The 22,604-nt window shown below is 72.4% G+C and carries 19 protein-coding genes; 9 read left to right on the forward strand and 10 right to left on the reverse strand.

Annotated elements, in window-relative coordinates; translation table 11 throughout:
- The first annotated feature begins 98 nt into the window (after window positions 1–98).
- The 3 genes from Aco03nite_RS04635 (at window position 99) to Aco03nite_RS04645 (ending at window position 5,933) form a co-directional block, all read left to right on the forward strand.
- Window positions 99–3,008: a M36 family metallopeptidase gene (locus Aco03nite_RS04635; protein WP_203793331.1), complete on the forward strand. Its 2,910-nt coding sequence runs from the start codon at window positions 99–101 to the stop codon at window positions 3,006–3,008.
- A gap of 109 nt (window positions 3,009–3,117) precedes the next feature.
- Entirely contained in the window at window positions 3,118–5,190 is a 2,073-nt protein-coding gene (locus tag Aco03nite_RS04640; protein ID WP_203793332.1) for an ABC transporter permease, read from the forward strand.
- A 104-nt stretch (window positions 5,191–5,294) separates the two neighbouring features.
- The gene (locus tag Aco03nite_RS04645) at window positions 5,295–5,933 is read left to right on the forward strand and encodes a TetR/AcrR family transcriptional regulator (RefSeq protein ID WP_203793333.1); all 639 of its coding nucleotides are present in this window, start codon (window positions 5,295–5,297) and stop codon (window positions 5,931–5,933) included.
- A gap of 14 nt (window positions 5,934–5,947) precedes the next feature.
- Here Aco03nite_RS04645 and Aco03nite_RS04650 read toward each other — a convergent pair whose 3' ends face one another.
- Window positions 5,948–7,117, reverse strand: coding sequence for a hypothetical protein (locus Aco03nite_RS04650; protein WP_203793334.1), 1,170 nt, complete (start codon window positions 7,115–7,117; stop codon window positions 5,948–5,950).
- 9 nt (window positions 7,118–7,126) lie between these two features.
- The gene (locus tag Aco03nite_RS04655) at window positions 7,127–7,660 is read right to left on the reverse strand and encodes a SigE family RNA polymerase sigma factor (protein WP_203793335.1); all 534 of its coding nucleotides are present in this window, start codon (window positions 7,658–7,660) and stop codon (window positions 7,127–7,129) included.
- 180 nt (window positions 7,661–7,840) lie between these two features.
- Between Aco03nite_RS04655 and Aco03nite_RS04660 the strand changes: the two genes are divergently transcribed.
- The 3 genes from Aco03nite_RS04660 to Aco03nite_RS04670 all read left to right on the forward strand — a co-directional run bounded on the left by Aco03nite_RS04660 (window position 7,841) and on the right by Aco03nite_RS04670 (window position 10,346).
- Window positions 7,841–9,247 (forward strand): peptidase M16 family protein, encoded by a 1,407-nt coding sequence (locus Aco03nite_RS04660; RefSeq protein WP_203793336.1) that lies wholly within the window; start codon window positions 7,841–7,843, stop codon window positions 9,245–9,247.
- On the forward strand, window positions 9,244–9,648 hold the full coding sequence (locus Aco03nite_RS04665) for a RidA family protein (RefSeq protein WP_203793337.1): 405 nt from the start codon (window positions 9,244–9,246) through the stop codon (window positions 9,646–9,648). The genes Aco03nite_RS04660 and Aco03nite_RS04665 overlap by 4 nt, the downstream gene beginning before the upstream one ends.
- Before the next feature lie 80 nt (window positions 9,649–9,728).
- Window positions 9,729–10,346 (forward strand): dihydrofolate reductase family protein, encoded by a 618-nt coding sequence (locus tag Aco03nite_RS04670; RefSeq protein WP_203793338.1) that lies wholly within the window; start codon window positions 9,729–9,731, stop codon window positions 10,344–10,346.
- Here Aco03nite_RS04670 and Aco03nite_RS04675 read toward each other — a convergent pair.
- Genes Aco03nite_RS04675 through Aco03nite_RS04685 form a run of 3 tightly spaced genes read right to left on the reverse strand, consistent with a single transcriptional unit; the run spans window position 10,333 to window position 11,923 of the window.
- The gene (locus Aco03nite_RS04675) at window positions 10,333–10,488 is read right to left on the reverse strand and encodes a hypothetical protein (RefSeq protein ID WP_203793339.1); all 156 of its coding nucleotides are present in this window, start codon (window positions 10,486–10,488) and stop codon (window positions 10,333–10,335) included. The two genes, Aco03nite_RS04670 and Aco03nite_RS04675, sit on opposite strands and share 14 nt — an antisense overlap.
- Before the next feature lie 32 nt (window positions 10,489–10,520).
- Complete coding sequence (locus tag Aco03nite_RS04680) at window positions 10,521–11,030, reverse strand: hypothetical protein (protein ID WP_203793340.1); 510 nt, start codon at window positions 11,028–11,030, stop codon at window positions 10,521–10,523.
- A 47-nt stretch (window positions 11,031–11,077) separates the two neighbouring features.
- A complete protein-coding gene (locus Aco03nite_RS04685; protein WP_203793341.1) occupies window positions 11,078–11,923 on the reverse strand; it encodes a hypothetical protein in 846 nt (281 codons plus the stop codon).
- Between the two features lie 124 nt (window positions 11,924–12,047).
- Between Aco03nite_RS04685 and Aco03nite_RS04690 the strand changes: the two genes are divergently transcribed.
- Entirely contained in the window at window positions 12,048–12,671 is a 624-nt protein-coding gene (locus Aco03nite_RS04690) for a hypothetical protein (protein ID WP_203793342.1), read from the forward strand.
- Here the strand turns inward: Aco03nite_RS04690 and ctaD are convergent.
- Window positions 12,668–14,437, reverse strand: a complete 1,770-nt coding sequence (gene ctaD, locus Aco03nite_RS04695) for an aa3-type cytochrome oxidase subunit I (protein WP_203793343.1) — start codon at window positions 14,435–14,437, stop codon at window positions 12,668–12,670. The two genes, Aco03nite_RS04690 and ctaD, sit on opposite strands and share 4 nt — an antisense overlap.
- A 123-nt stretch (window positions 14,438–14,560) precedes the next feature.
- On the opposite strand from ctaD, the gene Aco03nite_RS04700 reads away from it, so the two are divergent.
- On the forward strand, window positions 14,561–14,821 hold the full coding sequence (locus tag Aco03nite_RS04700; protein WP_203793344.1) for a DUF3040 domain-containing protein: 261 nt from the start codon (window positions 14,561–14,563) through the stop codon (window positions 14,819–14,821).
- Here the strand turns inward: Aco03nite_RS04700 and Aco03nite_RS04705 are convergent.
- A complete protein-coding gene (locus Aco03nite_RS04705; RefSeq protein WP_203793345.1) occupies window positions 14,775–15,746 on the reverse strand; it encodes a helix-turn-helix domain-containing protein in 972 nt (323 codons plus the stop codon). The two genes, Aco03nite_RS04700 and Aco03nite_RS04705, sit on opposite strands and share 47 nt — an antisense overlap.
- Window positions 15,747–15,836: 90 nt before the next feature.
- Here Aco03nite_RS04705 and Aco03nite_RS04710 point away from each other — a divergent pair, with 90 nt between their 5' ends.
- Entirely contained in the window at window positions 15,837–18,482 is a 2,646-nt protein-coding gene (locus Aco03nite_RS04710) for an ATP-binding protein (RefSeq protein WP_203793346.1), read from the forward strand.
- Here Aco03nite_RS04710 and Aco03nite_RS04715 read toward each other — a convergent pair.
- The 3 genes from Aco03nite_RS04715 to Aco03nite_RS04725 form a co-directional block, all read right to left on the reverse strand.
- The gene (locus Aco03nite_RS04715; RefSeq protein ID WP_203793347.1) at window positions 18,476–19,270 is read right to left on the reverse strand and encodes an alpha/beta hydrolase; all 795 of its coding nucleotides are present in this window, start codon (window positions 19,268–19,270) and stop codon (window positions 18,476–18,478) included. The genes Aco03nite_RS04710 and Aco03nite_RS04715 overlap by 7 nt on opposite strands.
- Window positions 19,271–19,291: 21 nt before the next feature.
- Complete coding sequence (locus Aco03nite_RS04720; protein ID WP_203793348.1) at window positions 19,292–20,953, reverse strand: helix-turn-helix domain-containing protein; 1,662 nt, start codon at window positions 20,951–20,953, stop codon at window positions 19,292–19,294.
- 119 nt (window positions 20,954–21,072) lie between these two features.
- Window positions 21,073–22,542, reverse strand: a complete 1,470-nt coding sequence (locus Aco03nite_RS04725; RefSeq protein WP_203793349.1) for an MFS transporter — start codon at window positions 22,540–22,542, stop codon at window positions 21,073–21,075.
- Window positions 22,543–22,604 lie beyond the last annotated feature (62 nt).

Genomic DNA, 22,604 nt, shown 5'->3' on the forward strand with positions numbered 1-22,604 from the left:
GAGCCTCGATTTTGTGGCCGTTTGGCCCATGCCGGGGACGGGTGAGCCTGTTGTCGGATGCGAGGAGACCGGTAACGACCGTCCTTCAAGGAGGTACCGTGCGCACATCATCCCGTGCGTTGGCGGGCACCACCACTGCACTCGTCGCAGCCGTGCTCGTCCTCGCACCCGGTGCCGGTGGGAGCGCGGCACCAGGCACCCCGGCTCCGGCCGGGCCCGCAGAGGTGCACGACGACCACGATCACGCGGACACCATCGACAACCGTAAGGGCAGCATCGCGCCCACCTCGAAACAGCGGACCCTGGCCGCCGACGCCGGCGCCTCCGCCCGATGGAACATCTTCGGTACTCCGGCCAGTCTCACCTCGACCAAGGAGCCGCTCGCCTCGGGGCTGCCGGCCGAGCCGGTGGCGGCCGCCCGGGCCTACGTCGCGGGCAACCGCGACGTTCTCGGCATCACCGCCGCGGCGGCCGAGTCCCTCGAGGTCCTCACCACCCGGAAGGCCGGCGAGGGCAGCATCGTCCTGCTCCGGCAGAAGTTCGGTGACCTCGAAGCCGGCCGCGACGGCCTGCTCTCGGTGGGCATCCGCGACGGCAAGGCCTGGTACGTGAGCTCCTCGCTCGCCCGTGACGCCGCCGCACCGCAGCCCGCCACCCTGACCGCCGCCGACGCCGAGCGCATCGCCGCCACCAACGCGAACATCACCCAGCCGTCCCTGCTGGGCACAAAACTCGTCGCGATCCCGACACCCGACCAGGGGGTCCGCGCGGCCTACCAGGTCGCCCTCGGCGCGAACCTGACCGGCGCCGAGCCGGTCGCCTACACGACCTGGGTCGACGCCCGTAACGGCGGCGTCCTGGTCCGTGAGGACATCGTCGACCACGACGCCGACAACCCCGAGTGGGACGTCTTCCCGAACTCGCCGCGCACCGACTACTCGTCGCGGGACACCCGGAAGCGGTTCTGCTGGACCCCGCAGCGCGGGTGCGACGAGGCCGTCTCCGGCCCGGCGTCCCCGGCGGCGTGGGACGTCGACCCGGCCACCGGCGCGCCCTCGAACACCACCAAGGGCAACAACTCGTTCGCGGTGCACAACTGGTTCTCCAACGACCCGTTCACGGTCGGCACCGAGCTGGCCACGCCCAGCCCGACGCGGGACTACACCTACCCGTGGACCAACCAGTGGAACCGGGAGAAGTGCGCGCCGACCACGTTCGACTCGCCGGCCCGTAACGACATCGACGCGGCCCGGGCCAACCTGTTCGTCCAGCACAACCGGATGCACGACTGGTCCTACCTGCTCGGGTTCACCGAAGAGACCTGGAACATGGAGGGCGACGGCGGCGACCCGGAGCAGGGCAACGCCCAGGCCGGTGGTGTCAGCGGCGGCCCGCCGGACTTCCTGGCCCGCAACAACGCCAACCAGATCACCCCGCCGGACGGACAGGCGCCGATCACCAACATGTACCTGTGGCAGCCGATCGCCGGAGCCTTCTACGGCGCGTGTGCCGACGGGGACTACGACATGTCGGTCATCGGCCACGAGTACACCCACGCCATCACCAACCGGATGATCGCCGGGCCGGAGGCCGGGCTCAACTCTCCGCAGGGCATGAGCGAGAGCTGGTCCGACCTGCTCGCCGTCGAGTACCTCGCCGAGCAGGGCTACGCCCCGAAGGGCGCCCGCGGGTTCACCGTCGGTGAGTACGTCACCAGTGACCCGGTCGCCGGCATCCGCAACTACAACATGAGCCGGAACCGGCTCAACTACAGCTCGGTCGACTACGACTTCGTCGGGCTGCAGGTGCACGCCTCCGGTGAGGTGTGGAGCGCCACCAACTACGACATCCGGGCCGCGTTCGTCAAGCGGTACGGCGCCGGCACGCCCGCTCTGCAGAAGGCCTGCGCCCTCGGCAGGAAGGCCGTCACCGCCTGCCCCGGCAACCGGCGGTGGATCCAGCTGGTGTTCGACTCGTTCCTGCTGATGGCCAACAGCAACAACAGCCAGGTCGACGCCCGGGACGCGCTGATCGGCGCCGACCTGGTCCGGTTCGGCGGCGCCAACCAGGACATCCTGTGGAACGCGTTCGCCAAGCGGGGGCTCGGCGAGGGGGCGGCCAGCAACGGAGCCGGGGACGTCGACCCGACGCCCAGTTTCCGGTCGCCGCACGCCACCGAGGCCACCGTCACGTTCCGCCCGGTCGACGAGAACGGTAAGCCCGTCGCCGGCGCGAAACTGTTCGTCGGCGACTACCAGGCCCGTGCGGTCGCGGTCGCGGACACCGACCCGGCCACCGCACTGCCGGACACGGTCAGCCTGGTCGCCGGGTCGTACACCTTCGTCGCCCAGGCGCCGGGGTACGGGCACGCCCGGGTCGCGCCGCAGTCGTTCAAGGCCGGCAAGGCGGCGAAACTGACCGTCAAGCTGCCGCGCAACGTCGCCTCGGGCAGCAGCGGGGCCACCGCCACCGGGGACGGGGTCAACCTGGTCCGGCTGATCGACGACGACGAGGCCAGCAACTGGGCTTCGCTCGGCAGCGCGGTCGCCGGCAAGGGCGTGACCGTGGACCTGGCCGGTGACAAGCAGCGGGTCCGCCGGGTCCAGGTCAGTGCCATGCTGCGGCCGGCGATCACCGGTGACCCGGACGCGGCGGCGCAGAGCCGGTACTCGGCGTTGCGCCAGTTCAAGGTGCTCGCCTGCACCGCCTCGGCGACCGTCACCTGCTCGGCTCCGGCCGACTTCCGGACGGTTTACACCAGCCGCCGGGACGCGTTCCCGTCCGGATCGCCGCGGCCGCGGGTGCCGGACCTGATCGTCCGGTCCTTCGACATCCCGGACACCACGGCCACGCACCTACGGATCGAGACGGTCACCAACCAGTGCACCGGTGGCCCCGACTACGCCGGTGAGCAGGACCGGGATCCGCGCGCGAACACGGACTGCACCACGGCCAGTCCGCAGGCGCTGAACGTCCGGATCGCGGAGTTCCAGGCCTTCACCCGCTGATTCTCCAGTACGCAACCAGGGCCGTCCCGTGTGAACGGGGCGGCCCTGGTTTTGTACGCCAGCTGACTTACGCTATTTTCTAAGTCACCTGGCTTATGAGGAGTTGTTCATGGAAGCTGCGATCGACACCTCGGGCGCTGTCGCGCCGGGGAGTGACGCGCCCGGCGCGAGCCGTAGGGAACACCTGATCCGGACGGTGTTCCTGTTCGTCATCCCGCTTCTGATGGTCACGATGATGTTCGCGACCTACATGGCGACGATGCACTCGCCGCATCCCCGGGACATGCCGGTCGCCGTGGTCGGCAGTGGGGCGCCGGCGCAGGCGATCGCCGACGGGCTGGACCCTGCCGCCACCGACGCCCGCCTGGTCGCCACCCGGGACGAAGCCGTCGAGCTGCTGACGGACCGGGAGATCACCGCCGCGCTGATCCCGCCCGCCGGTGGGCAGCAGGCGACCGTCCTGACCGCCATGGCGGCCGGCGCCGGGCAGGCCGGTGTCGCACAGCAGCTCCTGGCCCCGGTCGCCGCCGCCAACGGCTGGAGCGTCGCCGTCGAGGACGTGGCTCCGCTGCCCGCCGGGGACATGGCGGGGATCGCCGTGCTGTTCGCCGCGATGGGGATGATGCTCGCCGGATACGTCCCGCTGAGCATGATGCTGATGGCCACGCCGCACCTGCTGCGACTGCGGCGCTTCCTGCCGCTGGCGGCCGGCTGGTCCGCGGTGACCAGCACGGTGATCTGGCTCATCCTCGGGCCGCTCGTCGGCGCCGTCGACGGGCACTACCTGACGTTCCTCGGGGTCGGCATGCTCGCCACCGGCGCGGTCGGGCTCACCCAGCTGCTGTTCACCAAGGTCTTCGGGCCGCTCGCGATCCTGCCGGGCATGCTGCTGTACGTGGTGTTCGGCATGCCCGCCTCCGGCCTGGCGATGTCCACCCACGTGATGCCGGGCTTCTTCCAGGTCCTGCACGGCGTGCTGCCGCTCCCGGCGGCCGGCGAGGCGCTCCGCGCGATCCTCTACTTCGACGGCCGCGGACTCGGCGGCCACCTGCTCGTGCTCGCCGCCTGGCTGGCCGGCGCCCTGCTGCTCAGCGTGCTGAAGGAGCGCGGCGGCCCGGCGATCCCGGGCGCGCCGCCGGTCACCGATCCGGACGTCCCGATGCCGGCTCTCGCCGGAGGACCACCCCGATCCAAGGCTTTCCGGTACGCCACCATCGCCGCGTTTCCCGGATCGATCCTGGTGGTGGTCGTCGGTCTGATGAGCTTTTCCATGCACCAGCCGCAGCCCCGCGACATCCCGGTGGTGGTCGTCGGCCCCCAGAGCGAACAGGTGGCCGCCGGACTGCGCACCGGGCTCACCGGACTCCTCGACGTCACGGTGGCCGGATCCGTCGACGAGGCCCTCGACCGGCTGCACCGGCAGGAGATCGTCGCCGCCTACGTGCTGCCCACCTCGACGCTCTACTCCTCGTCGGGGGCCGGGCTCAGCCAGCAGAGCATGGTCCGGCAGATCTTCCAGCCGATCGCCGCGGCCCAGCAGACCACGCTCACGATGACCGACGTGGCCCCGCTCAGCGCCACCGACACCGGCGGCAGCAACAGCCTGTACGTCGGCATGTCCTGGATCATATCCGGCTTCCTGATCATGTCGGTGCTCCGCGGCGGCGCACCGCATCTGCGCCGTTTCCGGCAGTTCCTGCCCCACCTGGCCGGCTGGGCGATCGGGATGTCGGCCTGGCTGTGGTTCCTCTTCGACGTGCTGATCGGCGCCGTCGACGGCCACGCGCTCGCCCTGATCGGTTTCGGCGCGGCCACCATCTTCGCGGTCTCGGTGGTGACGGGAGTCTTCACCCGGACCGTCGGCCTGGCCGCCGTCGTACCGGTGATGGTCGTGATGATGATGGCCGGTGTGCCCGCGTCCGGCGGCGGACTGTCGGTCTACATGGTCCCGGAGTTCTTCCGGGCGTTGCAGGACGTCCTGCCGCTGCCCGCCGCGGTGGACACCGCCCGCTCACTGTTCTACTTCGACGGTGCCGGAGTCGGCCGGAACCTGCTCACCATCACGATCTGGGCCCTCGCCGGCTTGCTGCTCAACCTCGGCGTCGACCGCTGGCTGCGGCGGCGGGAGAAGGACACCGCCGCAACGGACACCGTCCCGAGCGAGCCGGCGATGGCCCACTGATCAGAATCGGACCCGCCAGGATCAGAGCCGGTCCGCCGGCCTCTTGTAGGTTGAGGCCGGCACAGCGGAGCACGGCCGGCACAGCAGAGCACGGGAGGTGTCCCATGGGGCGATCGGAGGCGGCGCGGACCGCGCTGCTGGACGCCGCCGAACGGTTGTTCGCCGAGTCCGGGATCGCCCAGGTGTCCGACCGCCGGGTCGCCGAGGAGGCCGGGAACACCAACCACTCCGCGGTCCGGTACTACTTCGCCGGCCGGGACGGGCTGCTCCGCGCCCTGTTCGAGCGGCACACCACCGCCGTCGACGAGCGGCGCCGGGACGTCCGGGAGTCCGGCGACTCGGTGCTGAGCGACGTCCGGCAGCTGATCATGCCGACCATGATGGTGCTGGACACGCTGCCCCGGCCGAGCTGGCGGGCCCGGTTCATCGGCCAGGCGCTGCACGATCCGGTCATGCAGCGCCTGGTGCGGGAGGCGTCCTCGGCGGAGAGCGCCCGGCTGGCGGCGTCCCTGGCGGCCCGGCTGTCCGACCTGGATCCCGCGGTGGTCACCGGGCGCGCCGTCCTGATCACCCGCATCGTCGCCACCGCGACGGCCGACGTCGAGGCCCGCACCGAGCGGGACGGCTCGGATCCGCAGTGGCCGGCGGTCGGCAGTTTCCTGGCCGACGCGATCGCCGGCATGCTCGCTGCCGAGATCAGCCCCGCCGGCCACCTCAACCCTCTTCCACCGACCCGGCCCTGACCGGCCGACGGGGGTCAGTCGCAGGTCCAGACGACCGGGCGGACGGCTCCGGCGGGGTCGACGACGTGGCCGGACACGGTTCGGGCGTCGTCGCTGACCGTGTAGAGCTCCGCGGCGTACTTCATCGTCCCGTCCGGGAGGGGCAGTGACCGCGTGCCGGTGCCGGAGACGAGCACCGGGGGGTCGTTCCCGGCGGTGGTGTCGTCCCGCACCCAGCTGATGCCGCCGGCCAGGGTCTCGTCGCCCACCTCGACCGTGCCGGTGCTCAGGTTCCAGCGGAACGACGCGGTCGCGGCCACGTTCGACGGGGTTCCGGTCGCCACCGTGCCGAACACCCGGTCGCCACTGATCCGGACGGGCATCGCCGTGGTGGCGGCGACACCGTCGATCGTCACCGGCGGGAGTTCGAGACGGGTGCCGTCCGGGCGCCAGGCGAACGCCCGCCGGTCGGCGCTGCCGATGACGGTGCCGTCCGCGCCGACACCTGTCGCGATCGAGGACCCGGTGCCGTCCGGTACGGGCAGGTGAACCGGTTCCTCGCTCGCCGACGGCCACCGGACGGCCGCGTCACCGGAGCTGCCGGCGATCACACCGGCGTCGTTGATGGCGGTCGCGGATCCGGTGGACGCCCCGGGAAGAGCGGATCCGGTGGACGCCCCGGGAAGAGCGGATCCGGTGGACGCCCCGGGAAGAGCGGTGAAGACCCCCTGCCGGTAGACGTACGGCCGGGACCGCCCGTCGACGACACCCTTGCCGACCGCGGTACCGGAACTGTTGACACCGGTCAGCGACGACGAACCGGTGCCGGGGAAGTCCAGCAGCCGGGGAATCCCGTCCTGCCAGAGGACGGGGTCGTCACCGGCCGGGTCGGTGCGCCCGGCCAGGAACCGGCCGGTGCGATCGGAGCCCAGCACCACCGCCGACCGCACCCCGTCGGGCATGGCCAGCATCCGCACGGTGCAGGCGGCGGACGCGACGGCGACCTCGTCAGGTCCCGGCTTCGGGGTGAACAGGGCGCCGCCGGCCACGACCGCGGCCACGGCGACGACCGCCCCCGTGACGGTGTAGACGCGACGGGTGGTCTTCCGGCGGCGCCCGGCCGCGATCGCCCTGCGGACATCCACCGCGGACGGAGTGGGCGGCTCATCGCTGAGCAGGTGAATCAGGTCGGATTCGGTACGCATCGTCACTCCTTAGGAAGAAGCCGCGGGAAGTCGGGCCGCGGAGAGCGGGAAGTCCTCGAGAGAGGGGCCGAGCAGGCGCCGGAGGGCGGCCAGCCCGCGCGAGGTCTGGGTCTTGACGGTTCCGGGGGAGCAGCCGATCAGCGCGGCCACCTCGTCCACCGGCAGGTCGTAGTAGAAGCGCAGCACCAGCACCGCCTGCTGGCGCCGGGAGACGCGACCGAGCGCCGCCCGTACCAGCTCGCGGTCCTCCCTGCCGTCGTCGGTGGCCGGCGCCGGTTCCGGGGTCTCCCACAGCAGGCGGACCCGGGCCCAGGCGAGGCGGCGTTCGTCGAGGTAGGTGCGGACGAGCATCTGCCGGACGTACGCGTCGACATGGTCCGCGTCCCGGGCCCGGGACCATTTCACGTACAGCGTCGTGATGGTCTGCTGCACCAGGTCGTCGGCGCGGTGGCCGTCGCCGGTCAGCAGGTAGGCGAGGCGCCGGAGTGCGGGGATCCGTGCCGTGACGTACTCGGTGTACTCGTCGTCCGAGCCTTCCCGCATCGTGGCGGTTCCTCCCTGTCAGGTGATTCACGACTGGGACGGGCCCGGGCCGCCGGCCGGTTGACACCGGAACCGGGAAAAGTCGCCCGACCCGGCGCAGTGCCTCCCGGTGATCTCGGCGAATAAGGTATTACCTGTCGGAGCAGGGGTGCAGAGAGCCCGATTCGACCGGGGAGCACCATGATCCAGCAGCACGAGGTCGACGGCGTTCCGGTGCTGTTCGCCCTCTCCGCCGGGCCGCCGCGCGCCGGGCTGGTCTTCCGGGCCGGCGCCGCCGACGAGCCCCTGGCCAGGGCGGGCCGCACCCATTTGCTCGGGCGTCTCGCGAGCGCCCAGGTCGAGGCCGGGACCGAGCACACCACTTTTCCGGTACGCGGGAATCTGCGCACGTCCCTCCGCGGTGTGTGCGAGGCGCTGCACGAACCGCCGCCGCACCGGTGGACGGCCGAACGGGACCGCCTGCGCACCCTGGCCGCCACCCGTGACATCACGGCGCGTGACCGGCTGGCCCTGTGGCGGCACGGCGCCGTCGGGCACGGTGTCACCGGTTTCGCCGAGCCGGGCCTCGGCGCGATCACCGCAGACGATCTCCAGAGCTGGGCGGCCCGCTACTTCACCAGGGACAATGCGGTGCTGTGGGTGACCGGCCGGGAGATGCCCACCGGTCTGCGGCTGCCCCTGCCGCCGGGCGAGCGCCGTCCCGTCCCGGAGCTGACCTCGGTACTCCCGGTGACCCCGGCCTGGTTCAACGGCCCGCCGGGCACCACCGCCTGGAGCACGCTGGTGCCCCGCGGCCCGGCCGCGGTGGTCCTGGCCGCCCTGCTGGACCGCGCGATGCGCCGTCACCTGCGGTCCGCCGCCGGAATGCGCCGGTGGGGAGCGGGCACGGCCATGATCACCGCGGAGGTGGCGGGCCCTCCCGAGGACACCCTGGAGAGCATGATCGACGTACTGGCCGGGTTCGGTGCGGGCCGGGTGGACCAGGGCGATCTGGCTCTGGTCACGAGCGAGGTCATCCGCCCGGACCTCGGCGAACAGGCGCGGAACCGGCTCGCCGGGCTCCCGCTCCGGCAGCCCGGCGAGGAGGCCGCGGAGATCGCCGCGGTCACGGCCGCCGAGGTGGTGGCGGTCGCGCGGACGGCGTACGCCAAGGGGCTCCTGATGGTCCCGGAGGGGAGCCACGCGCGCCATACCGGATACGTGACCGCGCCGCTCTTCTCCGGCGAAGCGGTCACCGGCACGGTCCACCCGGCGCGCGGCCGTCGGGACGCCCGGTTGATCGCCGGCGCCGACGGGGTCAGCGTCGTGGCCGGCGACCGCCCGCTGACCGTCCGCTTCGACGCCTGCGCCCTGTACCGCGCCTGGCCGGACGGCGCGCGGCAGTTGATCGGCACCGACGCGACGGTCGTGCACGTCGAGCCGGAGCTGTACCGCGACGGCCACCGGGCGGTCACCGGGATCGATGCCCGGATCCCGCCCGGGGTCCGTGTCGAGGAACCGCCGCGTGCTCCGGCGGGCACCCCGGCGGCCGGTTTGCTGACTAGGCTCGTGGGCTATCGTCCGACAATCCGGAGGAGACGCCCGTGATCGACAAGTTCAACCCGGCGACCGTGCACGAACCGTCCGGCTACAGCCACGTGACGATCTCGTCGGCCGGCCGGCTCGCCCACCTGGCCGGCCAGTGCCCGCTCGACCTGTCCGGTGAGGTCGTCGGCCTGCCCGGCGACCACCACGCGCAGACCGCCCAGGTGATCACCAACTGCCTGGCCGTGCTGGAGGCGGCCGGTGCGAAGCCCGGTGACGTGGTCCGCTCGATCGTCTACGTGGTCAGCCCGGAGAGCACGGTGCTCGCCGCGGTCTGGGACCAGCTGATGGAGTCTCCGCTGGCCGAGGCGTTCACCAGTGCCAGCACCCTGCTCGGGGTGGCCTCCCTCGGGTACCGGGGCCAGCTGATCGAGATCGACCTGACGGCGGCTCTCGGCGAATAAATACGCGTCATACCGATGAATCTGCGACGCTCCGGTGGTCCACCCCTGGAAGACACCGACATCCGAAGGGAAAGACCATCATGGCGAAGGTCGTCTCCACACTGTTCATCTCCGCCGACGGGGTCGCCGAGATCGACCCGGAATGGCACTTCCCCTACTTCGACGAGAACATGGGCCGGTCCGTCGCGGAGGACTACGACACCGCCGACGTGCTGCTGATCAGCCGGGGGACGTACGACAGCTTCGCCGGCGCCTGGCCGGACCGGGAGGCCGCCGGCGGCGAGGACGCGCCGTTCGCCAAGCAGATCGGCGACCTGCGCAAGGTCGTCGTCTCCCGGCAGCCGGACCTGACGTTCACCTGGCGCAACAGCGAGCTGATCGACGGCGACCTGGTTCCGGCGGTGACCGCGCTCAAGGCCGACCCGGCGGTCAAGGGCATCCTGATCCCGGGCTCGCTCGGGGTGGTCCAGGAGCTGCTCGCCGCCGGTCTGGTCGACGAGTTGCGGCTGCTGATCCATCCGGTCGCGGTCGGGAAGGGCCGCCGGTTGTTCGCCGACGGCGACGGCCCCTACCACCTGACCGTGGTCCGCACCGAGGTCTTCCCGACCGGCACGATCCGGGTGATCTACGCGCCCGGCGCGGCTCCGGCCGCGGCCGGTTACACCGAGGCCGTCGAGCACGTGGTCAACGCCGGCTGAGCCAGTCGTCGGCCTTGCCGTAGGCCTCGTCCTCGAACAGCCACGGGGCGAGCGCGCAGACGGGCAGGAACACCGCCGGGAACCCCATCAGGTACGGCCGGACGGCACCGGTCTCCACCTTGTGGATCCCGGCGGTGAGCACCGGCCCGGCACCCTCGTCGACGATCCGCCCGGTCAGGTGGGCCGGCGGTCGCCGACGTGGTTGCTGGCGTAGTACAGCAGGTCCAGGGAGTAACCGAGCGCGGCCAGCGCCGTCTCCGCCGCGTCCAGCTCGCCGGCGGTCAGGCCACCGTTGAAGTCGGCGTGACCGACGGCCTGCTCCAGGTGGTCCTCGGCCGGGCGGCCCCGGCGCAGGGCGGCGGCCAGGTCGGTGCGCAGCGCCCGGGTGAACTCGGTGGCGCCGCGCAGGTTGTCCTGCACCCCGTCGCGGCGCTCCAGCTTCGTGAAGTCGAAGTACGGGTCGTCCTCCCAGGAATCGGCCCGGGAGGTGAGCACCGGCTCGCCCTCGTCCTCCCGGCGATCCCCGCCGTGCACCGGACATCGGCCGGCGCCGGCCGGGGCCGCGCAGGAGCATCCGAACGCGGCGAGCACCGCCCGGCGTACCGCGTCCCGCGTCTCGGCGTCGTGGGTCGCCTCGGCGGCCCGGTCGGCGATCTGGTCGGGGAAGGATCGGGGACTATCCATTCCGGAACCCTAACCACTGCTTTCGTCACGCAAAAGTGGGTAGGCCGTCACCATCGGTCGTCATCGGTCAGCCGGCGGTCCAGATCGGCGAGCCCGGTGAGCTGATCCTGCCGCTGGTCGCGGGCCTGCTGGGCGGTCCGGGCCTGCTCGGCCCGCTCCTGCCGCTCACTCTGCGCGCGGACCACCCGTTGCTGCGCCGTCGCCGCCCGGGCCGCCCGGCGGGCCTCCTCCCGGCCTAGACCGGGACCGGCCTGCGACTCGCGGAGCCGCTGCGCCCAGCCCTCGTCCCGGGCCTTGGCGTGGTTCTGCTGCCGCTCGGCCAGCGCCTGCATGGCCCGGCGCATCTCGGCCCACCCGCCCGGCATGATGTCGTCGTCCTGGTCCCGGTCGGCCCAGCGCCACTCCCGCAGGCGCCGCAGCACCCGGTAGAGCAGCTGTTTGCGGGGCAGCCGGTCGGCCCAGCCGGTGTCCGGGTGCGGGGTGCCCTCCGGGGTCTGGTTCAGGGCGTGGATCACGTCCCGGACACACCAGCCGCTGTGGAAGTAGGGCCGGCACAGCTCGTACAGGTCCTCCGGGTCGACCGGGCCCTCCTGGCTGTGCCGCAGCCCCAGGATGATCCGCTGCAGCACCCGGATCGCGGCCAGGCCCTGGTCCCGGCCGGCCGGCGGCACCCGGGGGTCGAAGTCGTACGCCGAGTCGTCCAGGTCGGCGACGGCGAAACACCTGACGCACTGCCAGACCTGCCCGCGCGGGGTCCAGGCCAGCTGCCACAGCCGCCAGGTGCCCTGGTGGCCGGCCCACACGTCACTCTCGCGCCCGCCGCACCGGCGGCACCTGTCGAACGGCGGGTAGGAGCCGGCCGGGGGTTGTCCCTGTTCGCCCCACGAACTCATCGCCGCCCCCGTCCCTCGTTCCAGCGCCCCGCGAGCTTACCGGCGCGGGACCGCTCCGGCCGGTCCACCACCCGATCCGGTCGAAGGCCGGCCGGCCGGCGCATGATCTTGGGATGCTCGACGGATGCGTAGTCGGGGGCTGGTGGTTCTGGCGCTGGTGGCGGGGTGCGGCACGGCGGCCGGTGAACCGGTGACGCCGCCGGCGCCGGCCCGGAGCAGCACGGACTGGGAGATCACCGTCTACTACACGGCGGTCGAGGAGTACCACGACGAGGCGGCCGTCCCGGTCACCGGCTGCCTGGTGCTGGACTGCTCGCACGGGGACGACGACCTGGGGTCGTACCCCGAGGGCTTCGTGCGGGCGGTCAAGGACGAGGGGACCGGGCTGACCACGGCGGGACGGTACCTGAACTGGTCGTACGACGTCGGCTACTGGCTCGACGACGTGGCCCGGGCCAGCGACGGCGGGACGCTGCGGCCGTTCGTCACCGCGGCCGCCGACACCGGCGTGCTGGCCCCGGGCACCGACTTCCGGATCGCGGACTGCGGCCGCCAGGACGACGGGTCCGTACCCCCGGAGAACGTCTGTGCCAGGCTGCGCGAGGCGGCCTGGCACATCGGTGACGAGTTCACTCCGGGGCTCGGCGGCTCCCGGCACATCGACGCCTACATCGGCCCGGAGACCGGGCCGGGTTTCACCGACTCCGAGTGGTATCTCACCCTGACCGGCGCGACCCTGACGCTCTAGCGCTTCTTCTTGCGGTCCTTGTCGGAGGCGATGTCCTCCTGATAGGTGGCACCCCCGTCGGACTCCTTACGGAGCGGCCGGGCGCCACCCTCCGGCGGGCCGGCCAGCGACTGCTCCCCGGCGGCCAGGTGCGGGAACTTCACGTCGAAGGCGGGCCGCTCGGAGCGGATCCGCGGCATGTGGTCGAAGTTGCGCAGCGGCGGCGGGGTGGTGGTGGCCCATTCCAGGGAGTTGCCGTAGCCCCACGGGTCGGGTTCGCTGGTGACCTTGCCGACCTTGTACGACCGCCACACGTTGTAGAGGAACGGCAGCGTCGCGATCCCGAGGATGAACGAGCCGATGCTGGAGATGGTGTTCCACAGGGTGAAGCCGTCACTGGGCAGGTAGTCGATGTACCGCCGGGGCATGCCCTTGGCGCCGACCCAGTGCTGCACCAGGAACGTGCCGTGGAAGCCGATCATGGTGAGCCAGAAGTGCAGCTTGGCGAGCCGCTCGTCGAGCATCCGGCCGAACATCTTCGGGAACCAGAAGTAGACGCCGGAGAAGACCGCGAACACGATCGTCCCGAACAGCACGTAGTGGAAGTGCGCGATGACGAAGTACGAGTCGGAGACGTGGAAGTCGATCGGCGGGGCCGCGAGCAGCACCCCGGACAGCCCGCCGAACAGGAACGTCACCATGAACCCGACGGCCCACAGCATCGGTGACTCGAAACTGATCTGCCCGCGCCACATGGTGCCGATCCAGACGAAGAACTTCATCCCGGTCGGTACGGCGATCATGAAGCTGAGGAAGCTGAAGAACGGCAGCAGCACCTGTCCGGTGACGAACAGGTGGTGGGCCCACACGCTCATCGACAGGGCGCCGATCAGCAGGGTGGCCGCGACCAGGCCCTTGTACCCGAAGACCGGCTTGCGGCTGAAGACCGGGACGACCTCGGTGATGATGCCGAAGAACGGCAGCGCGATGACGTACACCTCGGGATGGCCGAAGAACCAGAACAGGTGCTGCCAGAGCATCGGCCCGCCGGTCTCCACGTTGAAGACCTGGGCGCCGAGCACCCGGTCGGCGGCCAGCGCGAACAGCGCGGCCGCCAGGAACGGGAAGATCAGGATCACCAGGAGGCTGGTGACCAGCATGTTCCAGGTGAGGATCGGCATCCGGAACATGGTCATGCCGGGCGCCCGCAGGGTCAGGATGGTGGTGATCAGGTTGACCGCGCCGAGGATCGAGCCGAGACCACCGATGGCCAGGCCGACCACCCAGGCGTTCCCGCCGATGCCGGGGGAGTGCAGGCTGTCGCTCAGCGGCGAGTAGGCGAACCAGCCGAAGTCGGCGGCGCCGCCGGGCATGATGAAGCCGCTCATCGCGGTCAGCGTGCCGAACAGGTACAGCCAGTACGCGAACGCGTTCAGCCGCGGGAACGCCACGTCCGGCGCGCCGATCTGGATCGGCACGATGTAGTTGGCGAACGCGAACACGATCGGGGTGGCGAAGAACAGCAGCATCGCCGTGCCGTGCATGGTGAACAGCTGGTTGAACTGCTCCGGCGACAGGATCTGCATGCCCGGCCGGGCCAGCTCCGCGCGCATGATCAGGGCCATGACGCCACCGACGATGTAGAACGCGATCGACGTGATCAGGTACATGATCCCGATCTGTTTCGCGTCGGTGGTCCGCAGTATCCGGGCCAGGGCGGTGCCCTTCACCTGCCGGCGGACCGGATGGGGGCGGACCGGTACCGGCCTCGGTGCGGTGGTGGTCATGCGCTCAGCACCTCTGCTTCACATATGGAGACTTACTGCTCACTCTCCGTTATAGGCTTCTAGCGCAGTAATTCGGGTCAGATCAGCTTTTATCGTGAATTTCGGGTATGGGGGAGGTATCGCATGCTCGAAGAGCGGGACCGCCGTGCTCTGGAGGAGCTGGAGCAGCGGCTGGCCGCCGAGGACCCCGAGTTCGCCCGGCGGATGAGCGGCGCCGTCCGTCTCCCGGTGATCCCGGTGCTCGGCATGACGATCTTCCTGACCTGCCCGTTCGTGGCGCTCTTCCTGGGCTCCGCGGCCGGCCTGCTCACCGTGGCCGGCACCGCCACGATGACCGTCACGCTGCTGCTGGTCCGCCGGGCCCGTCGCCGGCGATCCTCCTGAACAGCCATGATCCGGCCACCAGGGCCTGCCGCTCGGCCGGGGACGCCGCCGCGTACGCCCCGGCGAGCACCCGCTGCACCGACAGGTCCCCGGCGGTCAGGTGGGCCAGCCGCCGGTCCTCGTCGGCGAGCCGTACCGCAAGGTCCCCGATGGTCCAGCCGGGCCGGGTGACCAGGCGGTTCCCGGCGGCCCGCAGCGCCAGCGGCAGGAACTCGCAGTACCCGGCGACCCGCCGCAGATCCGGATCCGCCTCCGGCACCCCGGTGACGGCGGCCAGCATCCGGGCCGCGTCCGGCGGCGGCAGCGGCCCGACCGGCACCCGCCGGAGACCGCCGAGGCCCTCCAGCGCCCGCCGGCTGGTGATCACCACCGGGCAGCCGGCGCCGGGCAGCAGCGGCTCCACCTGCGCCACCGACTCCACGTCGTCCAGGACCAGCAGCTCACACGGCGCCCCGGCCCGGCCCACCCGGGCCGCCACGTCCGCCGCGGTCAGCCCCCGGCAGTCGGCGAAACACGCCCGCCCGGCGAACCGCCCGGCCGCGTGCACCACCACCGCCGTCTTGCCCACCCCGGGCGGCCCGTGCACCAGCGTGACCGTCCCGGGCCGGAACCCCGCGGTCAGCAGCTCCAGCACGTCCTGCCGGCCGGTGAAGTCGGGCAGGTCACGGGGGAGCGCCAACGCCCCGGCGCCGCGGTCGCGGGAGGACCGGGCGGCGGCCGCGAGGGCGGCCCGCCGGGCGGTGTCCAGCCCCAGCGCGCCGGCGAGCGCGTCCAGGGTCCGGGACTGCGGCGCCGAACTGAACCCGCGCTCCATGTCGCTGATCGCCCGCACGCTGACCCCCGATTTCACGGCCAGCTCCCGCTGGGTCATCCGGGCCGCACGGCGGTGGGCGTGCAACAGGGCGGCGAAGGGTGCGGCGGTCACAGAGGACAGCATCGGAGTGCGTCACCCGCCCGGTCTTGAGTCGAACGACTGTGTGACCAGTCTGCGGTAGACGCCTGGCAGGATGCACGGATGCGCGCGGGGGAGAGACTGTTCGGCCGGGACGGCGAGGTGGCGCTGCTCGATCGGCTCCTCGGGCGGGCGGCGTCGGCCCATGGCGGCGCCCTGGTGATCCGGGGCGAACCGGGAATCGGCAAGACGGCCCTGCTGGAGTGGGTGTCCGAGGCCGCCGGGCAGCGCGACATGCGGGTGCTGACCGCCGCCGGGGTGGAGAACGAGTCGCGCCTGCCGTACGCCGCCCTGCACCAGCTGCTCTACCCGCTGAACCCGGCGAACCCGGTGCTGCGGGCCGCGTTCGGCCTGGCCGAGGGCCGTCCCGACCTGTACGCGGTGGCCCTGGCCGCCCTGGAGGTGATCGCCGACGCGGCGGCCCGGCGCCCGATCGCCCTGGTCATCGACGACCTGCACTGGCTCGACTCGGCCAGCGCGGACGTGCTCGCCTTCGTCGGCCGCCGGGTCGGCAGCGACGCGGTGCTGGCCGTCGGCGCGACCCGGACGGTGGCCGTGGACGACCCGCAACGCCGGTCCGGGATCGCCGAACTGATGCTGGACCGGCTCACCGGCGACGACTCGGCGGCCCTGCTCGACACGCACGCCCCGCAACTGTCCCCGGCGGTGCGGGAACGCCTCCTGACCGAGGCGGCCGGGAATCCGCTGGCCCTGGTCGAGCTGCCCCGCAGCCCCGCGCCGGCCGGGGCGCCGACCGCGGCATGGCCGCTGAACAGCCGGTTGGAGGCGACGTTCGCGGCCCGGGCGGGGGAGTTGGGCGTACCGGAGAGTGCCCTGCTGTTGATCCTGGCCGCGGACGCGGCGTGTGACGCGCGACGGCTGCTGGAGGCGGCGACCGAGACCGCCGGGGAACCGGTGACGGTGCGGCACGCCCAGCGGGCCATCGACACCGGGCTGATCGAGGCGGTCGGCAACGGGTTCCGGTTCCGGCATCCACTGGTGCGGTCGGCGATCTACCAGCGCGCCCCGCTCGCCGCCCGGCTGGACGCGCACCGGTGCCTGGCCGCGCGGCTCACCGCGTTCCCGGACCGGCGGCTGTGGCACCTGGCGTCGGCGACCCTCGGCCCGGACGCCGACCTCGCCGCCGACCTGGAACGGCACGCCGAACAGGCCCGGCAGCGGGGCGCCACGATGTCCGCGGTGGCCGCCCTGCAACGGGCCGCCGAACTGGCCGAACTCCCCGGGCAGAGCACCGCGCTGGTGTTGCGGGCCGCCGAACTGGCCAGCGAGATCGGCGCCCGGCACGAGGTGGAGCGGCTGCTCACCGCGACCGACCTGTCCGCGCTCGGCCCGGCCGAACGGGCCCGGCTGGCCAACGTGCACGAGGTGGTGCGGTTCCAGCGGTTCACCGACCCGGCGCAGCGGGTCCGGGAGCTGATCGATGTCGCCGAGGCGGCCGGCGACGCCGAGTTGCGCACCCAGCTGCTGTGGCGGGCGGCGTCGCGCTGCTTCTTCCAGGCCACCGGGCCGGCCGCGGCCGACGCCCGGGCCCGGATCGCGGCGCTGGTCGACGGCGACGGCCCGCTGGAACTGGCGATCCTCGCCTACACGGTGCCGGAGGAGCGCGGCGCGGAGATCCTGGACCGGCTGCAACGGCTGGCCGACGGCGGCGGCGGACCGGACGTGCTGCGGTTCCTCGGCAGCGCCGCGCTGGTGCTCGGCGACTTCGCCCGCAGCTCCGCGTGGCTGGACGAAGCGGTCGCCGACGCCCGCGCGCAGGGCCGGATGGCGGTGCTGGCCCGGCTGCTGACCAGCGCCAACTGGGGCCGGCTGTGGCTCGGCGGCTGGGACCAGGCCGGCGCCGAGCTGACCGAGTCACGCGCCCTGGTGCAGGACACCGGGGAGGTCTTCTACGCGGTCGCCTCGCAGACCAGCACCGGCGCGGTGGCGGCCATGCGCGGTGACCTGGACGAGGCGGAACGGCTGCTCGACGAGGTGGCGACCAGTCCGCTCGCGGCCGGGATGAGCTACATCCAGATCGCCCGGGTCCAGGCCCGCGGTCTGGTCCATCTCTTCCGCGGGGAGATCACCGAGGCGTACGCGGTACTGGCGCGCACGTTCGACCCGGCGTCACCCACCTATCACCGTTTCATGCGCTGGTGGCTGGTCCCGGAGCTGCTGGACGCCGCGCTGGCCGCCCAGCGGGTGGACGAGGCCCGCGCGCTCGTCGCGGGGCTGCCCCGGGTGCCTTCGCCCATGATGATCATCGCCGCCGAGTATGCCGCCAGCCTGCTCGACGACGCGCCGATCGGCCCGGAGACCGCCCGCTGGCCGCTCTACCGGGCCCGCCTCCAACTGCACCGGGGCCGCACCGAACGCCGTAGGCACCGGATCGGCGAGGCCCGCGACCTGCTCCGCGCCGCCCGGGACACCTTCGACACCCTCGGCGCGGTCCCGTGGGCCGAGATGGCCCGCACCGAGCTGCGGGCGGCCGGTGAGAGCAGCCGCCGCCGGGTGTCCTCGGCCCGGGAGAGTCTGTCCCCGCAGGAGATGCAGATCGCCGGCCTGGCCGCCGAGGGCCTGACCAACAGGCAGATCGCCGAGCGCCTGTTCCTGTCCCACCGCACGGTCGGCTCACATCTCTACCGCATCTACCCGAAACTGGGGGTGACCCGGCGAGCCCAGCTCGCCGGGGCCCTCACTCAGTGAGCGTGGCGCAGCGCCCACTCCAGGGCGTGGTCGGCGACCGTCTCCCAGCCCGGCTCGCCGCAGGTCCAGTGTGAGCGGTCCGGGAACTCGTGGTACTCGGTGACCGTGCCCGGCGCCTTGTAGTGGGCGGCGTTCGACTTGTTCACACTCGGCGGCATGATGTGGTCCTTGCCGCCGCCGATGAACAGCAGCGGGGCCCGGTCCGCGTTGTGGAAGTCCACCCAGGTCTCCTGCTTGCCGGGCTTGAAGTTGGCGATCAGCCCGTACGCCCAGATCCAGGAGCCGGGCGCCGGGATCGCGTACCGCTCGTACACCGCCCGCGCCTGGTCCTCCGGCAACGTGTTGGTGAACGCGTAGTGGAACTGCTCGGCGGTGAACCCGGCCGCCTCGTGCCGCGTCGACGGCTTGCCCAGGATCGGGAACAGCGACTTGAGCTGCGACGGCGGCGTCACCCGGATGCCCTCCGGCGGCGCCGAGTCGATCACCACGCCGGCCGCGCCGTGCCCGCGGTCGAGCAGCAGCTGGGTCAGGGTGCCGCCGAACGAGTGACCGATGATGATCGGCTTCTCCGGCAGCGCGGTGATGATCTTCTCCAGGTGGGCGACCGTCTCCGGCACGGTCAGCCGGGCGATCACGTCCGGATCGGCCCGCAGCGCCTCCACCTCGATGTCGAACCCCGGATAGGCCGGGGCGACCACGGTGTGGCCCTTGGCCTGCAGATAGGGGATCCACTGCTCCCAGCTGCGCGGGGTGACCCACAGGCCGTGGACCAGGACGATCGTGCTCATAGGGGTTCTCCTCGGTAGCCGCTACTGCTCCCAGCCAAGCAGCGGCGCCTGCGGCAGACCATGCAGAACATCAGGCAGAACCGTGCTCGCCTCGCGCAGCAGCGCCTGCGCGCGCACGCTGTCGCCGGTGGCCGCGCACGCCCACCCGAGCACCATCGCCGCCTGCCCGCGCAACGGGGAACCGGCCGCCGCCGGCCACGCCTGCTCGGCGGTGCTGCGGGCCTCCGCCCACCGGCCGCAGTCGCCGAGCGCCCGGGCCAGGCAGACCGACGCGGTGACCCGGGCGATCCGGTGCGGGCCGGGCGGCAGCGGGCGCCGGTCCAGCTCGTCCAGGGCCCGCTGATATTGAGCGACCGCCGCGGCGCCGCGGCCCCGGCTCTCGTGCAGGACCCCGAGGGTGACCATGGCCTGCACGTAGCGGGCCCGGTCGCCGTACGCGGTGAACCACGGCCCGGCCGCGACCATGGTGTCCGTCGACCACCGGTGCAGCCGCTGCCGGACTGCGGCCCGCAGCTCGGCCGGCTCCTCGGCGCGCAACCGGTCGGCGGCGAACAGGCGCAGCAGGTCGTGCAGGCGGTAGCGGTCGAAGCCGTCCGGCCGGACCAGCCCGCGTTTGGCCAGCTCCTCCAGCACGTCCTCGGCGTCGTCGGGCTCGCACTCGGCCAGCACCGCCGCGGTGGCCGCCGAGAACGGACCGGGAGCCAGATGCGCGGTACGCCGGAACAGCAGCCGTGCCGGCTCCGGAAGCCGCCGGTAGGAGACCGCGAACGCCGTCTCCACCCCGAGCGCGCTCAGCCGGCGGTCGGCGTCGGCCAGCCGGGTGGCCAGGCCCGCCATCGAGTCGCCCGGCCGCCCGGCGATCCGCAGCGCCAGCGGCAGATGACCGCAGAGCCGGGCGACCCGCGCCACCTCCTCGTCGGTGCCCCGGTCCGGCCCGGACACCGTGCGCAGCAGCTCCGCGGACTCGGCCGGGGTGAACGGGTCGAGCGCGATCCGCAGCACCGCCTCCAGGCCACCGAGCGCCCGGCGGCTGGTGATCAGGACGAGGCTGCGGCCGGAGGCGGGCAGCAGTGGGCGTACCTGCGCCTCGTCGGTCGCGTCGTCCAGGATGATCAGGCAGCGGCGCTGCCGCAGCACGTCCCGCAGCTGCCCGGTCCGTTCGGTGGGGTCCGCGGCGATCTGCCGCGGGCTGACCGCGAGGGCCCGCAGCAGGGTGTTCTGCAGCGCGGCGACCCCGGCCGGCTCGCCGTCGCCGCCGAGGTCCAGATGGAACCGGCCGTCCGGGAACAGGTCCGCGTGCTGCTCGGCCAGCCGCAGCGCCAGCGCGCTCTTGCCGACACCCGGCGGCCCGTGCACCACCGCGACCGGGGTGCTGCCCGCGGCGTGCGCGGCGATCCGGGCGAGCGGCTCGCGGCGGCCGGTGAAGAACGGGTCGGCGCGGGGCGGGCCGGCCGGGCGCCGTCGCCCCGCGGGCCGGGACCGGCGGGCCAGCGCGGTCAGTGATCCGGCATCCGGGTGGCCGAGGGCCGTGACGAGCGCCTTGACGGTACGCGGCCAGGGTGCCCGGCTCAGGCCGCGTTCCATGTCGCTGATCGCCCGGACGCTCACCCCCGACGACTCGGCCAGCCCCTCCAGGGTCAGTCCCGACACGAGGCGCAGTTCCCGCAGGCGTTCACCGAACACCCGCACACGGTAACGCCGGGACGTTACGAAACGTCCCGGCGTCATCGCACTGTGGAATGTCGGGCGCCGCCGCGCCTTCGCTGAGAAGGTCAGGCGTTGCTGCGCCTTCGCCGGGTAGGTCAGGCGTTGCTGCGGTGCAGCACGTGGATCTCGTCCGGCTCCTCCGGGACGTCGGTGACGCCCGCCGCGACCGCCTGCTCGTGCCGCTTGTGCGCCGACGGCAGCAGCAGCGCCGCCACCACTGCCAGCACCGCGACCCCGGCGCAGACCCAGAACCCGTAGGTGAACGCGTCGTCGGTCGGCAGCCCCTGCGGGGTGGTGTGCGAGGTGATGACCGCGGCCACGATCGCCGTGCCGATGCTGGAGCCGATGGTCCGGGCGATCGCGTTGACGCTCGTCGCCTCACCGGTCTGGGACGGCGGGACCGCCTCGATGATGGCGTTCGACATCGCGGCGAACGCGAAGCCGATGCCCGCGCCGGTCAGGATGCCGGAGGCCAGCACCTGCCAGATCGCGCCGTGACCGACGGCCGGCAGGGCGAACGCGGCGACGACCAGGCCGGCGCCGAGGAACATCGGCAGCTTCGGGCCGAACTTCCGGTTCAGCATGCCGGAGATCGGTCCGAACAGGACCATCATCACCACGGTCGGGAGCAGGAACAGCCCGGCCTGGGAGACCGTCTTGCCGAACCCGTACCCGGTCGCCTCGGGCAGTTGAAGCAGTGTCGGCACCAGCAGGAACGTGCCGAACATCGCGAAGCCGAGGATCAGCGCCACCAGGTCGGTGGCCCACACGCCGCGGATCCGCATCAGCCGCATGTCGATCAGCGGCTCCTTGACCCGCAGCTCGACCAGCACGAACACCACCAGGCCGACCACGCCGAGGGCGATCAGGGCGATCGTCTCCGGGTCGCTCCAGCCCCACGCCTGGCCCTTGCTGATCGCCATCAGCAGGGATACCAGCGAGACCGACAGGATGGCCGCGCCGACCACGTCCAGCTTGCCCGGGGTGCGGACCGGCGACTCCTTCATCCCGAAGATCGCGCCGAACAGGGCGATCACCACCAGGACCAGCGGCAGCCAGAACAGCCAGTGCCAGGACAAGTGCTCGACGATCGGGCCGGCCGCCACGATGCCGATGCCGGCGCCGATGCCGAAGATGGCCGAGACCAGGCCGACCGTGGTGGCGACCCGCTCGCGGGGCAGCTCGTCGCGGATCATGCCGATCGACAGCGGCATCATCGCGCCGCCGGCGCCCTGCAGGATCCGGCCGATGATCAGCACGGTGAGGTTGGTGGCGAGCGCCGAGACGACCGCGCCGACCGCCAGGATCGACAGCACGATGATCAGCATCTTGCGCTTGCCGACCATGTCGCCGAGCCGGCCCAGGATCGGGGTCATCACCGACGCCGACAGCAGGTAGGCGGTGACGATCCAGCTGACGTCGCTGGTCGAGACCTGCAGCTCGCGCCCGATCGTGGACAGGGCGGGGGACACCAGGGACTGGAGCACCGCGAACGCCAGGCCGCCCAGCGCCAGGTAGAGCACCAGCAGGCCGCCGCCCCGGGGTTTGTCATCGGTAGTGGTCATGCCGTCCTCGACCTTGAGAAGTAAACGATTGCTGACTTATTATCGGCCCTGGACGGGATGAG

The sequence above is a fragment of the Actinoplanes couchii genome (assembly GCF_016862075.1).
In the GTDB taxonomy this organism is placed as follows: Bacteria; Actinomycetota; Actinomycetes; order Mycobacteriales; family Micromonosporaceae; genus Actinoplanes; species Actinoplanes couchii.